This window comes from Polaromonas sp., assembly GCF_035638815.1.
Classification (GTDB): Bacteria; Pseudomonadota; Gammaproteobacteria; order Burkholderiales; family Burkholderiaceae_C; genus Polaromonas.
Genome location: NZ_DASQZG010000003.1, coordinates 128,685 through 142,579 on the forward strand (window position 1 = coordinate 128,685; position 13,895 = coordinate 142,579).

The following is a 13,895-nucleotide window of genomic DNA, read 5'->3' on the forward strand; positions in this document are numbered from 1 at the left end:
CGATGACCGCCTTGTTTCATTCGCGCACCGAGTCCCAGCCACTGCTCATCACATGGACTCAAAACACCGCGATATTTGCCGTTTGTGCCAATCTATTTTCCACCGCTCTAGCCAACTTGGGGTTTGTGTTCTTTTTGGTGCTTTTTTGCTGCATCTGCGCAAGCACTCAGCGTTCGCATCTGGACACTAGAAACTTCCCGGTGGGTCTTGGGCTCGCAATTTGTTTTTATATATGCTGGCAAGTTGTAGGTATTGGCTACACGGAAGCTTCATTACCTGATGCTTGGAGGGCTGTCTTTTCTGATCGAAAAATTTTATACATCCTTCCGTTGACGATGGTCTTTTCAGGGAATCCGCCCAAGCGACGCTTTCTCATAGCGTTCTTGAGCACCTGTGCTATCGGTCTGGTGGTGTCGTATATGGTGAAGGCGCCATGGAGTGCGGCGCTTATAGATAGCGTGATTCCCTTCAAAAAGATGCGCGCCGGCGGCGCGCCGCTCGTGGCTGACAATGTCTTTAGATCCTACGCCACCCAAAGCATGGCTTTCGCGATATGTTCATTTCTCGCGTTATGGTTTGCTCAGCGACAAACCAGTCGCGTGATGGGCGTGGGACTTATTGCGCTGGCAGCAGCGTTTATGACTAATCTCGCGTTTGTCACACCTGGCCGGAGTGGCTATGTGGTGTTCCTGGTGCTTGTGGCGTGGTTCTTTATTGTGTGGCGCGGCCTCAAAGGCCTGGTGCTTGGCGTTGTTGTTGCGGGCGTGATCGGCTTGCTCGCTTTTAACCTTTCAACCTCCGTGCATAACCGCGTGCAGCTGGGAATTACAGAGACGCAAAACTTTTCCACAGTGGAGCACGAAACGTCGTTAGGTCGAAGAATGTTAATGGCCCGTACGACACTGGATATGATTTGGGAGAAGCCGTTGTTGGGCGGTGGCACGGGGAGCTTCAAGCAAAATTTCAGCGCCATTGCCGCAGCGAGATACACGGGTTGGCGTGCGATCCCCTTTGAGGACCCCCATAACCAATACTTACATATCGCTGCAGAAAATGGAGTGGTCGGGCTATTGGCGTTCTTGGCTGTACTTGCCTTGATTTTGAAGCACTGCCTCAAGAATAAAAACATCTACGGGCAAATGGCTGCCGGATGTCTTGTGGCTTGGTGCGTCACTAGCATGTTCAGTGGGCACTTCCGAACTTTCCCGGAAGGCCACTTGATCGCCTTTATCGTGGGAATACTGATGGTGAACCGGCCTTCGACCCACCAAGAAGCCAAAAAGTAACCTAGTCAGGCCCTCGTATTCAAGCCATGTAAATGGCAATAAAAGCCAGCAGAAACATCAGCACACCTCCGGCGACCGGAAGTACGATGGGCATCAGGGGAACGATGGCCTCTACAGCGTCCTGTTCCTGGGCGGGCGTCGGGCTGCTGTGAGCGGCGTTGGTGGATTGTTCAGGGGAGCTTGACATGATGGTTCCTGGAAACTGGGGGTAACTTTTGGGATTTTACCGTGTTCAGTGGCGCAAAGCGTATTCTGCCGCGAGCCTGCTAGCCGCCTGGACCTTGGTGCTGAGCGGGCTGGCGGCATGTGCCAGCACCGATACCAACAGCCCTGCTGCCCGGCCTGTTTTGTATCCCAACGCGACGCTGAATCGTGTGGGCGAGGCACAAGGCCGCGTCGAAGCTGATGCGTGCATGGCAAGGGCCGCGTTGGCCGGATTGACGCCTGAAGAGAAAAACAACGCTGTGGCTCGTGGCGCAGGGGCCGGTGCCGCCACCGGAGGCGTGGCTGCTGCGGTGGGGGCGCTCATCACGGGTCGCGGTGGGGAAGGTGTTGTTCGCGCTGGTGCAGCGGGGGCGGCGGTTGGAGGCTCTGCGGGAGCAGTTCAGGGGGCCGTCCGTGGTGATCGCCCCAACGGAACCTATCGCAATTTTGTACAGCGATGTCTCGCAGACAAGGGCTTTGACGTGATCGGATGGAACTGACCTTGTCGGCCTCCGGTCAGTTGCTTGCGGTACAGCTTGGCGTGGCACGACGGGTCCCAATCGGTGGGCGCAGTGTTCTGACGGGCATGAACAAGTTGCCTGTGCAAGGCAAGGTGCCTGTACTGCCCCTGGGTCTCACGGGAGATGAGCAGGCCGACCTCTCAATCCATGGCGGTCTGGAAAAAGCGGTGTACGCCTATCCGGCCGAGCACTACCCTTTCTGGCAAGCCGCGCGTCGGGCTGAAGGGCTGGCCGAAATTGACGACAGCTTGCCGTTTGGAAGCTTCGGCGAAAACCTCACGCTGCAGGGTGTACTCGAAAACAGTCTTTGGGCTGGTGACGTATTGAAGTTTCCCGATTGCGAACTGATGGTGCGCATTCCCCGGGAGCCGTGCTACAAGTTCAACGCGGCAATGGGTTTTGCCCGCGCATCAAAACTTATGGCGCAAAGCGGGTTTTGCGGGATGTATCTGTCGGTGTTGACGCCTGGAAGCCTCTGCGCGGGCGACGGGTTTGAGGTTGTTCACGGACGGCGGAGTGTGAGCATCGCCCAGTTGTTTGCCGCGAAGATGAGCAAACACCTTCGGTAAAAGCTCAGAGCAGGGCGTAGGTGGCGGTGGCCCGGCTCACGCTTTTGCCGTCATCAGCGCCACGAATATCAATCTCGCCGAAAGCCAGCGACTTGCCTGCGCGCAGCACGCGCGCTTCCACCAACGCATCCTGATTTGACAGGGGCTTCAAAAAGCTCGTGTTCATCTGGACCGTGGTGCACGGTCTGAACTCGCCAAAATGGTTGATCAATGCCAACACCATCGCGGTGTCGGCGGCGGCCATCATGGCTTGACCGCAGACCATGCCGCCAACACGTGCGAGCTGCGCGTTTTGGGGCAGGCGAAGGGTGACGCCTTGATGGTCGACGCCGTGAACCTGCAAGCCGAGGTCCTGGACCCATGGGGCAAAGTACTCGACCAACGCGCTTTGGAAGATCTCGCCTGTCACAGCTGCTCCTCGGCTTCAAAGCCTGCGTCTTTCAGTACCGCCAGCACCTGCGCGATGTGTTCGCGTCCACGCGTCTGAATCACCAGCTCGATGTCCACGTTTTGCGCCGACAACATCGTGAAGGCGCGCTGGTGATGTACCTCGTCGATATTGGCTCCAGCATCGGCCACGGTTGCCGTGATTTTGGCCAGCGATCCGGGAACATCGCGCGCGCTCACGCGGATGCGGGCCAGACGGCCAGCGCGAACCATCCCGCGTTCGATGATGGCGGCAAGTAACAAGGGGTCAATGTTTCCGCCGCACAGGACCAGGCCGACCTTTTTGCCTCTGAATCGCTCGGGGTATTTCAGCAGCGCGGCAAGGCCCGCCGCCCCTGCGCCCTCGACCAGCGTTTTCTCAATTTCAAGCAGCATGACCATGGCCTGCTCGATATCGCCTTCATCAACCAGAACGAGGTCATCTACCAAGCGCGCAATCACGGCCTGCGGAATAACGCCGGGTGTGCCGACAGCAATTCCTTCAGCGATCGTGCTGCTACCTTGTGGGTGGTGCGTGCCCTTAATTGCATTAACCATCGCCGGAAAGCGGGAGGTTTGCACACCGATGATTTCAATGCCTGGCTTGATGGCTTTGGCCGCCGTCGCCATGCCGGCAATCAAACCGCCGCCGCCGACCGCCACGACCAGTGTGTCCAGCTCGGGCACGGCGCGCAGCATTTCGAGGCCAACGGTACCCTGACCGGCGACGATGGCCTCGTCATCATAGGGATGAACAAACACAAGTCCCTCGGCTTTGGCCAGTTCCAGTGCATGACTGCGCGATTGATCCAGGGTGTCTCCGTGCAGCACCACCTCGGCGCCAAATCCCCTTGTGCGCTCAATCTTCACGCCCGGCGTAAATCGCGGCATGACGATCACCGCGCGGAGGCCCAGGCGCTGCGCATGGTAAGCCACGCCTTGGGCGTGGTTGCCGGCGCTCATTGCAATCACGCCACGTTGCCCTTCCCGGATGGATAGCTGCGCGAGCTTGTTGCACGCGCCACGTTCCTTGAAAGAGGCCGTGTACTGAAGATTTTCAAACTTGAGGTAAATCTCCGCGCCCGTGATGAGCGAAAGCGTCTTGGACGCTACGCAGGGCGTATCCAGCAGGTGGGCTTGCAAGCGGAGGGCGGCTGCCTCAATATCGGTCAATGTGAGCAAGGCGTCTCCTTGGGAATTACACGATCAACGATTGTGGCGCGATTCTGTGGCGCAATTCACACGGGGCCGTTCAATTAGCGTCTTCCATCGCGCATCAAGCTGCGTTATGGTTAGGTGTACGTCAATTGGCGCACATGTGCAAATGAAGTTGCCTTCCAGGCTGGAGGTTCCTCTATGAGCAAGCGTTCCAGTGCTGACAAGCATGGTCAGCTGTTGCTGTCCCCTGGCTTGAAAGACGCGCCAGTACTGGATCTGATGTGCTCACATTTTGTACTCACGCTGGCTGCGCGCCAGGGTGCCAAATTCAATGTGCGCCGCGACCTCAACAGCCTGCTCTCCCTGTCTGGGCGGCACTTGGCCTGGCCCCTGTCCGCCCTGCGGCGTCTGCGCGAATTTCTGGGCCGGCGGTGTAAGGACAATGAACTCTGGCGCGGTCACGAGTCCCTGAGCGATACCGATTTCATGAACCGCCACGGCGCATGGCGCGGGCCATATGAAGAAGGCACCTTGTTTTTTTACCTCGACGAGTACGCCAAGGACCAGCCCAAGGACTTGCTGTCAGTCCTCACTGCCACCTGCGACTGGCTGACAAGCGCGCTGAAAAAGCAATCGACACTCGTCGAAAAAAATATTGATGCGCTTGCCAACTTGCTGCAGCTTAACCAGGCGGAGCGTGCCTTGCTTCTGTATGGCACGCTGGCGCGTTATCAGCGCGACCTGCGCTCACTCCTGGTTGAGTTCAAGGTCAACAACGCCCCGGAGGCTTACGCGGCCATTGCCGAAGTCGCTGGCGTCAAGGCCATCGATGTTGCAGAAGCCTTGCGCGCCGGCTCGCGGCTGGAGCGCATCGGCATGGTCGAAAACCTGATCTCTGAACACAACATCACCGATCTGGCCGACCTGATGAAGGTCAGTGAAAAACTGCCGCCCGTGTTGATGCGGGAGTACCGGGATCAGAACGAACTGATGGCGGTGTTTACGCGGCCCGTCGATCGTAGCAAGCTTGGCCTGACGGACTTTGCCTTTGCGCGTGAAGACGCTCTTGTGCTGGTGTCGCTGCTGCTCAACGCGGTGACAAGTAAAGAGATGGGCGTGAACGTGCTGCTTTACGGGCCACCGGGCACGGGTAAAACAGAGCTGGCCAAAGTGGTTGCCCAGGCTGCCGGGCTGGACCTGTTTGAAGTTGAGTACGCCGACCGTGACGGCAATTCGCTCAGCGGCCGCGACCGGTATCGCTCGCTGCAAATTGCGCAGGTGTTCTTGAAGGGTAGTGACCATGCAGCCCTTCTGTTTGACGAGGTCGAGGACGTATTCCCAACCATTTCGACCGAGGCGGCGCAGCTGATGGCGCGCTCCGAGCAGATGGCGGCGCCCGCTACGGGGTCTGTCAGCGGCAAGGCCTGGGTCAACCAGATTCTGGAATCCAACACGGTTCCTACCTTGTGGGTGACCAACCGCATCGAGCAGATCGATCCAGCTTTCCGGCGCCGGTTTGCCTACCATGTGGAACTCAAATCGCCCCCACCCGGCGCGCGTGAAGGCCTGGTGCGCAAGACCCTGGAGGGGGTACAGGTCAGTGACGCCTTTATCGCCAGGCTCACCGCACGGAATGGTTTGACGCCGGCACAGATTCGCACCGCGGTGCGTTTCGCCAAGCTCGCGAGCACCCCCGGTGCCAGCACCGACACCGAAGGCATGGCGAACATTCTGGCGGGCGGTCACCCGGCCTTGATGGAATCCCTGATCGAGCGGCAATTGAAAAATGCTGATCTTGCCCTTGGCAACAAAGCTGATTCGGTGGGGCGGCGCAGCGTGACCAGTTATGACCTGGACATGCTCCATGTGGAGTCGCGTTTTGAAGTGCCACGTATCGTCGAAGCGCTGAAGGCTCGCGGGCATGGCACTTTATGTTTCTACGGGGCGCCAGGCACGGGCAAGACGGCTCTTGCAGAGCACATGGCCAAAGCGCTGGACCGTCCGCTCATCATCAAGCAGGCCAGCGACCTGATGAGTAAATATGTCGGCGAGACCGAGCACAACATGGCGGCCATGTTTGCTGAAGCAGAATCGGAAAAGGCGGTGCTGTTGCTCGACGAAGCCGACAGCTTTTTGCAGGACAGACGCGGTGCGCAGCGAACCTATGAAGTGACCGAGGTTAACGAAATGCTGCAAGGCATGGAGCGGTTCAGCGGGATTTTCGTCTGTACCACCAATCTGATGGAGAGCCTGGATCAGGCGGCCCTGCGGCGCTTTACCTTCAAGATCAAGTTTCTGCCCTTGACCGCAGAGCAACGCGAAAAAATGTTCATTACTGAAGCGCTCGCCGGGGACAGCACAGCGCTTACCGGCCCTCTGCAGGAGAGGTTGGCCCGTCTGACGCAGCTGTGCCCAGGTGACTTTGCTGCTGTGAAGCGGCAGACTGACATACTTGTCACGGTGTTCACTGCCGATGAGTTTTTAAGTCAGCTTGAAGCGGAACACCGCATCAAACCAGAGGTGCGCGAAGCCCGGCCCATGGGGTTCATGCAATAGCCGACTGACTTTGGTCCGCGAAGCGCCAACGAGGCGTCAGAGCTGAACCAGGCGGATCGCCTTGCGCGAGCCGTCGTTCATTTCCCGCACCTCCAGAAGCATGCGCGCCAGGTATTCCTGCGGTGATGTAGAGCCCCTGCGTGCAGGTTCTGCAACGTAACCAATGCCAATGTGAAATTGCAGGGGGTCAGCCTCCGGCAGCTGGGATGAGGGGCGCAGGCCGCTGGCCACAATCCGGGTCGCAACCTGGGTCACCGAATCGGGCGTCATGGGGCCTTCCATCAGCAAGGCAAAGTGGCTGTCTCCCACCCGGGCCACGGTGTCGCTTGGCTGGGCCGCCGCGCGAATGCGAGTGGCCGCCATCACCATTGCTCGATCACCTGTTTCCCGACCGTACTCTTGCTGCAGGGCGGGCAGATTACTCAAGTGGATGACCAGCAATGCGCAAGGCTGCTGATAACGCTCGCCCGTGCTCAAGGCCTGCCGCAGACTGACGAGCAGGACGTTGGATGAACCCAATCCCGTTAATGGGTCCGTTGTCCTCAGGGTGGTGGCGCGCACGATGGATTCACCGCCCTGCGTCACTCGCCGCAACAAGCCGTAGAACAAAATGGGTGCTTGAATGGCCGAGCCCAACAACAGCGCATGCTGGGTGAGAAAACCGCTGCTCAGGACGCCGAAGTTGCGCAGGATGGGAAATACACTCGCAACAACAATGGGCAGAAACCCGAGAAGAATCCAGCGGGCGTGACGGTCGCGCTCAAACAGTGACACGCCAACCGTCATGATCAACGCAACGATGCCGGCAGCGACCATGATGTTGAGCAGCGCAAAACTTTCGGTCGTAGGGTAGGCGATATCAAAGAGGGCGAGCACCGGCAACAGGCCGGCCAGGGTAAGGAGGAACCAGTCCAGCGCCCGGGAGAAGCGTTTTGGCGTGGCAATGGTCCGCACGAATAGCAGTGCGGATGCCGCAGCGATCAGCCGGAGCATGACGAGGGCGGGATTGTTCAGCTCAGGTTGTTCTGGCCAAAAGTAAAGACCGGCAACGCCGTTGAGCACGGCCTGAGATCCTGAAAAGGCAGCCATATGCAGTGCGTACGTAGCAAAGCCCCGGTCGCGATGAAGAATGGCGTTGACCAGCGCCAGCAGAATCAACAGCGTGGCCAGGCCGAAATAGGCACCCAACAACAGGTACTCCTGCTGATGGTCTGTTGCCAGATGGGCATCGCCCATCACCCGCGGGAGCGTCGAAAAGGGGATGCGGGCATGTTCAACACGAAGGTAGTAAGCGGTGGGTTGCCCAACCTCGTGGTTCAGCGAGAACACCGGGTAGAGGCTGGCTTGCGGCCACGCACTGATGGGCAGGCTGTCGCCCGCTTGCTGCACCACCCATCGGCCCAGGCTGTCACGGTAGTAAAGCGTTGCCTTGTCGATGCCGGACAGAGGCATCTCCAATTTCCAGCGAATCCGCGGGTCCATCACCACCGCGTCAAAGCGCAGCCAGAGCGCGCCGTTTTCCAGCTGGTACTTGTTGCCTGGCGTGACCTCGGCAAAGGGCAGGACGTCGGCACCACTTTCGACCTTTTCGACCGGCGTCTGGCCGGTGGGGTCCAGCCAGAACTCCAGAGAAGGCGCGAAAGACACGGCATTCCCATTGCTTCCCAGTGAAAGCAAATCGGTGCGGGCCCAGGCCGCATTGCCAAGCCAGCCAGTTTGAAGAAAAAGCAGAACCATCACCGCGCGCAATGCGGCGGCAGATATCCTCCCCAACATCAAACTTTTTAAAACTCCCACGCGCGGATTGTGCCGCAGGGCGTGTAAAAGTGTTACGGCTTGGTTCTCGCGGGGGTCCGCAGGGTCCGGTCAGATATCCAGGCCGGTCGGCAATTGCTATGTTTAAGTGAGCAAACTATCGCCGTACCGCTTGGGCTGATTTGATATTTGACTATAAAACGGCAGCGCAAACCCGTACAACCTCGTGGCCATAGGCTTCCAGCTTCTTTGCGCCAATCCCGCTGATGCCCTCCAGATCGCCAAGGCTGTGAGGCGACTTTTCGGCGATGGCACGCAGGGTGGCATCGTGAAAGATCACAAAGGCAGGGAGGTTGTGTTCACGCGCAATTTCGGCGCGCCAGGCTTTCAGCCGGGTCAAGCGTTCCAGCGCGCCGGTATTGAGTGCGGCCTCTGCCATGCCCTTGACCGAGGTCTTGGTGCTTTTTTTGCGTCGGTCCGCCTTGCCCCCTGCCGCCTGCTCGCGCAGCATCACACGGACCTCACCCTTGAGCACCTGGCGGGCATCGGGCAAGAGTTGCAGGGTGTTGAAGGCGTCAGGATCGACGCGCACCATGCCTTTGGCAATCAGTTGGCGCAGCACCCCGCGCCACTGCACTTCGGACAGGTCCGTCCCTATGCCGAAGGTGCTGAGTTTGTCGTGGCCATGCTGCAGTACTTTTTCAGTGGTCTTCCCGCGCAGGATGTCCATCAATTGGCCCGCGCCAAAGCTGATGCCGCTGGCCTGGTGCACGCGGTAGATGCAGCTCAGCATTTTGCGGGCAGCCTCTGTGGCGTCCCAGACGACGGGCGGATTCAGGCAGTTGTCGCAGTTGCCGCAAGGCTGGCTTTCTTCACCAAAATAGTGCAGCAAGGCGACACGACGACAGCGTGTGTCTTCGGCCAGACTTAACAGCGCATCCAGCTTGCCACGCATGACTTGTTTGAACTCTTCGCTGGCGGCGTCGCTGGTGTCTATCATCCGGCGCTGATTCACCACGTCCTGCAGGCCATAAGTCATCCACGCGTTGGCAGGCAGACCATCCCGGCCGGCACGCCCGGTCTCCTGGTAGTAGCCTTCGATGTTTTTTGGCATGTCCAGGTGCGCCACAAAACGCACATCGGGCTTGTCGATGCCCATGCCAAAAGCGATGGTCGCCACCATCACCATGCCCTCTTCGCGCAGAAAGCGGTCTTGCCGCTGCTGGCGCAGCGCGCTATCCAGGCCAGCGTGATAGGCCATGGCCTTGATGCCAGCGTCGGCAAGTGTTTCGGCAATTTCTTCCACACGCTTGCGCGACTGGCAGTAAACAATGCCGGCTTCGCCCGCATGTTCAGTCTCAATGAAGTTGAGCAACTGCCGCGTGGCATCGGTTTTCTCAACAATGGTGTAGCGGATGTTGGGCCGGTCAAAACTGCTGACAAATTCGCGAGCTTCCTCCAGCTTGAGCCGCTCAATCATGTCCTGCCGTGTCAGCGCGTCGGCCGTTGCCGTGAGCGCAATGCGCGGCACATCCGGAAAAGTTTCGTGCAGCAGGCTCAGCGACCGGTATTCGGGCCGGAAGTCATGGCCCCACTGGCTCACGCAATGGGCCTCGTCAATCGCAAACAGGCTGAGCAGGCCACGTTCATGCAAGGAGCCCAGCAGGCCCTTCATGCGCGGCGTGTTGATGCGCTCGGGTGCGGCATAAAGCAGGGTCAACTCGTTGCGCAGCAATTGCTTTTCAAGTGCGCTGCTTTCCTCCTGCGTCTGGGTTGAGTTGAGAAACGCTGCCGAGACGCCGGCTTCATGCAGTGCCCCCACCTGATCATGCATCAGCGCAATCAGCGGAGAGATCACCACCGTCACGCCGTGCCCCGCCTGTTGCCGAACAATCGCCGGGATCTGGTAGCACAGGGACTTACCCCCCCCGGTCGGCATCAGTACCAACGCGTCGCCGCCCCGGACCACATGGTCAACGATGGCCTGCTGTGGACCGCGAAAGTCACCGTAGCCAAAGACCAGGCTGAGGACGTCCTGAGGTGACTGGAGGGCAGCAGACGGCGGCAAAACTACATCTGCTCCCACGGCAAGCCGTCAAAGCGCCATCCGCTCAGCGTCGAGCGCTGAAACTGCTCGTCCAGCTCACCTTCAAACCCGTGCACGATGTTGATGACGTTTGTGAAGCCCGCGCCTTCAAGTGCCTGGCCTGCGTCCAGCGTGCGTTGACCAGAGCGGCAAATCAGCAGGACGGGTTGCGCCCGGCTGCTGGCCTCTTGCGCGACCGCGGAGGCAAACTTCTGTGGGTCCGGTACCAGGTCCGGATACTCGTACCACGGCACGTTTACCACGCCGGGGGGACGGCCCACATACAACGACTCGATTTCCATGCGCACGTCGACAAACAAGGCGTCGGGGTGTTGCTGCAGATAGTCCCAGGCTTCTTTGGGTTGGAGGTGTTTCATTGGCAGGCGTGATTTCGACCTTCTATTGTCAGGGGAAAATGGGACCCCCACGATTTTCACTTCGTGTAATGCGCTTCCCCCCGAGGGGGCGCTGCGCCTGCGGACTGGCAAAGCCAGATCCGCGGCCCCTGCTTGAAAAGAGATGGGCTCCAAAAGCCGCTCCGCCGGAAATTGCCTGGCAAGCCGTGTGCCCATGGTTGCCGCTCTAAAATGCATGCATGAAGCAAGCCATCTACACCCGCGGAGCCGCGCTCCCTGCCATTCTGGAAAAACGCATCGCCATTCTTGACGGCGCTATGGGCACCATGATCCAGCGCTTCAAGCTCAACGAAGCGCAGTACCGCGGTGAGCGCTTCAAGAACTTTCACAAAGATGTCAAAGGCAACAACGAGCTGCTCAGTCTGACCCGCCCGGATGTCATTCAGGACATCCATGAAAAATACCTGGCAGCAGGTGCGGACATGATTGAGACCAACACCTTTGGCGCCACCACTGTGGCCCAGGCCGACTACGACATGGCCGAGTTGGCCGTGGAGATGAATGTCGAGTCCGCCCGCATTGCGCGCGCTGCTTGCGACAAGTTTTCCACGCCGGACAAGCCCCGTTTTGTGGTGGGTGCGCTCGGCCCCACACCCAAAACCGCCAGCATCAGCCCCGACGTCAACGATCCGGGCGCACGCAACACGAGCTTTGAAGAACTGCGCAAAGCGTATTACGAGCAGACCGAAGCTCTGGTTAAAGGTGGCGCCGACGTGCTGCTGGTCGAGACGATTTTTGACACGCTCAACGCGAAGGCGGCGCTGTTTGCGATTGACGAATACTTCGACAACAGCGGTGAGCGCCTGCCCCTGATCATCAGCGGCACGGTCACCGATGCTTCGGGCCGCATCCTGAGCGGGCAGACCGTGACCGCCTTCTGGCACAGTGTGCGCCACGCGCAGCCGTTGGCCATCGGCCTCAACTGTGCTCTGGGTGCGGCGCTCATGCGTCCCTACATCCAGGAACTGGCGCGTGTGGCTGGTGATACCTTCATCAGCTGTTATCCGAATGCCGGTCTTCCAAACCCGATGAGCGACACCGGTTTTGACGAGACGCCTGACGTGACTTCGCGCCTGCTGCGCGAGTTTGCTGACGAGGGACTGGTCAATATTGTGGGTGGCTGCTGCGGCACGACGCCGGAGCATATTGGTGCCATTCATGAGGCTGTGAAGCCGCTGGCGCCTCGGGGGATTCAGCGCGGGTTTTTCTATAAAGAAGCGGCTTAAAGGGCTGTCCTTCCGCGCATCCCTGTCTGTCATCCCGGACTAGATCCGGGATCCATGCTCGCTAACTACTATCGCCCGTTACGTTCGAACTGAGCCTGTCAGAGCCTGTTTTGCTTCGGGTCTTGGTAGATTGCCTTCTAGCCGGGGGTTGCCCGGCGGCAACTCACTTTTCTTTTGCGTCGCCAAAAGAAAAGTAAGCAAAAGAAAAAGCGACCCCGCTGTCTGCGTCCCGCAGCGATGCTGCGGGCAACCTGCGGTGCTCGGTGCAGCCGGGGTCTGACACAAACTCGCCTTCGGCTCAAACAAGTGTCAGCCCTGATCCGTCTGAACCTGCGCTCCTCGGCGCATACAGAAGGGGTGGGGAGCGCAGGCGGGGCCGGAACCGGGAGCGGGCTCAGGCAAGGACGCGCTTTGCGCGTCCTTGCCTCCCCGAATTGGTTTTTGGTTTTGAGTTTGTCTTTGTCCCCAAAGCCCGTCGGGTCGGGCCGAGGAGCGCAGGTCAAAGCGGATGAGGGCTCGCAGCTGTCTGAGCCGAAGGCGAGTTCTGCGAGACCCCGCTTTTACCGAGCACCACAGGTTGCCCGTAGCGAAGCGGAGGGGCCCGGACCATCGGGTCGCCTTTCTTTGGGGTACTTTTCTTTGGCGACGCAAAGAAAAGTGCCTCGCCCGCCGGGGCGAGACCCGGCTTGCAGGCTGACCACCAAAGCTAGAAGTGAAGACAGTAGGAAGCAGACATGGATCCCGGGTCACGCCCGGGATGACGCCTTGGGCGTCTAGCTCAACACAACACTGCTAAGCCGCCGCCGGTAAGTGGCAACAGTAGGATCATCCGGTGGAATCTGCCCATCCGCGACTTTCACTTTCGGCGGCTCGATGATCTCCAGGATGGATACAAACGTCTTGCGCGCCAGCTCCTCGTTCCATGACTTGTCGCGCATCAAAATTTCCAGCAACTCGTCCATGGCTTGCACCCATTGCTGCTGGCGCATCGCCAGTTGCGCCAGGGCGTAGCGGGCGTCAAAATCCCTCTTGTTGGCCGCTACTTTGGCATCAAATTCGGTTTTGGCCCTTATTTCATCCGCGTAACTGGCTCCTGAATCAATAGCGTTGAACCAGTGCTGCAGGGCTTCGAGCTTGCGCACGACGCCAGCCTTGTTGGCCACAGGCGCAAAAGCAGCTTTGGCGCGGTCGACCTGACCGTGCTGCAGCAGCAGCCGGACATAGTCAAAACGGGCGTTGTCGTTGGCCGGGTCGGTCGCCACGGCCTCCTGCAGCTTTTCCAGCACGGCAGCCGGGTCCAGGTTCTCCGGCTCAGTCATCTCTTCTTCAGGTGCGGGCAGTTCCTCGGCGGGCGGCAGGTGTTTGTCCAGAAACTCCTTGATCTTGCCCTCCGGCAACGCGCCGGCAAAACCGTCCACCGGCTGGCCGTTCATCATCAGGATGCAGGTCGGGATGCTGCGGATGCCGAAAGCGGCGCCCAGCTGCTGCTCCTGGTCAGAGTCGATCTTGACCAGCTTGAAGCGCCCGGCGTAGGCGGTTTCGACCTTCTCAAGAATGGGGCCGAGTGACTTGCAGGGGCCGCACCACGGCGCCCAGAAGTCAATCAAGACGGGTGTGGTCATGGAAGCCGCAACGACTTCCTCTTCAAAATTGGCAATGGTGACGTCGATCATGATGCTCGGGAAGTGGGGG

At 59.3% G+C, this 13,895-nt stretch carries 12 protein-coding genes; 5 read left to right on the top strand and 7 right to left on the bottom strand.

Annotation, left to right across the window (positions count from 1 at the left end; translation table 11 throughout):
- Positions 1-2: 2 nt before the first annotated feature.
- A complete protein-coding gene (locus VE934_RS01420; RefSeq protein WP_324883582.1) occupies positions 3-1,286 on the top strand; it encodes an O-antigen ligase family protein in 1,284 nt (427 codons plus the stop codon).
- A 19-nt stretch (positions 1,287-1,305) separates the two neighbouring features.
- Here VE934_RS01420 and VE934_RS01425 read toward each other — a convergent pair whose 3' ends face one another.
- Entirely contained in the window at positions 1,306-1,473 is a 168-nt protein-coding gene (locus tag VE934_RS01425) for a hypothetical protein (protein ID WP_324883584.1), read from the bottom strand.
- A 28-nt stretch (positions 1,474-1,501) separates the two neighbouring features.
- On the opposite strand from VE934_RS01425, the gene VE934_RS01430 reads away from it, so the two are divergent.
- Positions 1,502-1,990, top strand: coding sequence for a glycine zipper family protein (locus VE934_RS01430; protein ID WP_324883586.1), 489 nt, complete (start codon positions 1,502-1,504; stop codon positions 1,988-1,990).
- Positions 1,981-2,580, top strand: coding sequence for an MOSC domain-containing protein (locus VE934_RS01435; RefSeq protein ID WP_324883588.1), 600 nt, complete (start codon positions 1,981-1,983; stop codon positions 2,578-2,580). The genes VE934_RS01430 and VE934_RS01435 overlap by 10 nt, the downstream gene beginning before the upstream one ends.
- A 4-nt stretch (positions 2,581-2,584) precedes the next feature.
- Here the strand turns inward: VE934_RS01435 and VE934_RS01440 are convergent, their stop codons facing one another.
- Positions 2,585-2,989 carry a PaaI family thioesterase gene (locus VE934_RS01440; protein WP_324883590.1) on the bottom strand — a complete coding sequence of 135 codons (405 nt, stop codon included), beginning with the start codon at positions 2,987-2,989 and terminating at the stop codon, positions 2,585-2,587.
- Positions 2,986-4,188, bottom strand: a complete 1,203-nt coding sequence (locus VE934_RS01445; RefSeq protein WP_324883592.1) for a threonine ammonia-lyase — start codon at positions 4,186-4,188, stop codon at positions 2,986-2,988. Before VE934_RS01445 ends, VE934_RS01440 begins: the two co-directional genes overlap by 4 nt.
- Positions 4,189-4,362: 174 nt before the next feature.
- On the opposite strand from VE934_RS01445, the gene VE934_RS01450 reads away from it, so the two are divergent.
- Positions 4,363-6,720, top strand: coding sequence for an ATP-binding protein (locus VE934_RS01450; RefSeq protein WP_324883593.1), 2,358 nt, complete (start codon positions 4,363-4,365; stop codon positions 6,718-6,720).
- A 36-nt stretch (positions 6,721-6,756) separates the two neighbouring features.
- Here VE934_RS01450 and VE934_RS01455 read toward each other — a convergent pair whose 3' ends face one another.
- From VE934_RS01455 to VE934_RS01465, 3 genes are all read right to left on the bottom strand, one after another.
- A complete protein-coding gene (locus VE934_RS01455) occupies positions 6,757-8,496 on the bottom strand; it encodes a diguanylate cyclase (RefSeq protein WP_324883595.1) in 1,740 nt (579 codons plus the stop codon).
- 172 nt (positions 8,497-8,668) lie between these two features.
- Entirely contained in the window at positions 8,669-10,561 is a 1,893-nt protein-coding gene (recQ, locus tag VE934_RS01460) for a DNA helicase RecQ (protein ID WP_324883597.1), read from the bottom strand.
- A complete protein-coding gene (locus tag VE934_RS01465) occupies positions 10,546-10,938 on the bottom strand; it encodes a rhodanese-like domain-containing protein (RefSeq protein ID WP_324883599.1) in 393 nt (130 codons plus the stop codon). The genes recQ and VE934_RS01465 overlap by 16 nt, the downstream gene beginning before the upstream one ends.
- Positions 10,939-11,156: 218 nt before the next feature.
- On the opposite strand from VE934_RS01465, the gene VE934_RS01470 reads away from it, so the two are divergent.
- Positions 11,157-12,203, top strand: coding sequence for a homocysteine S-methyltransferase family protein (locus tag VE934_RS01470; RefSeq protein WP_324883601.1), 1,047 nt, complete (start codon positions 11,157-11,159; stop codon positions 12,201-12,203).
- A 773-nt stretch (positions 12,204-12,976) separates the two neighbouring features.
- Here VE934_RS01470 and trxA read toward each other — a convergent pair.
- Positions 12,977-13,876 carry a thioredoxin gene (gene trxA / locus VE934_RS01475; RefSeq protein WP_324883603.1) on the bottom strand — a complete coding sequence of 300 codons (900 nt, stop codon included), beginning with the start codon at positions 13,874-13,876 and terminating at the stop codon, positions 12,977-12,979.
- Between the last annotated feature and the right edge of the window lie 19 nt (positions 13,877-13,895).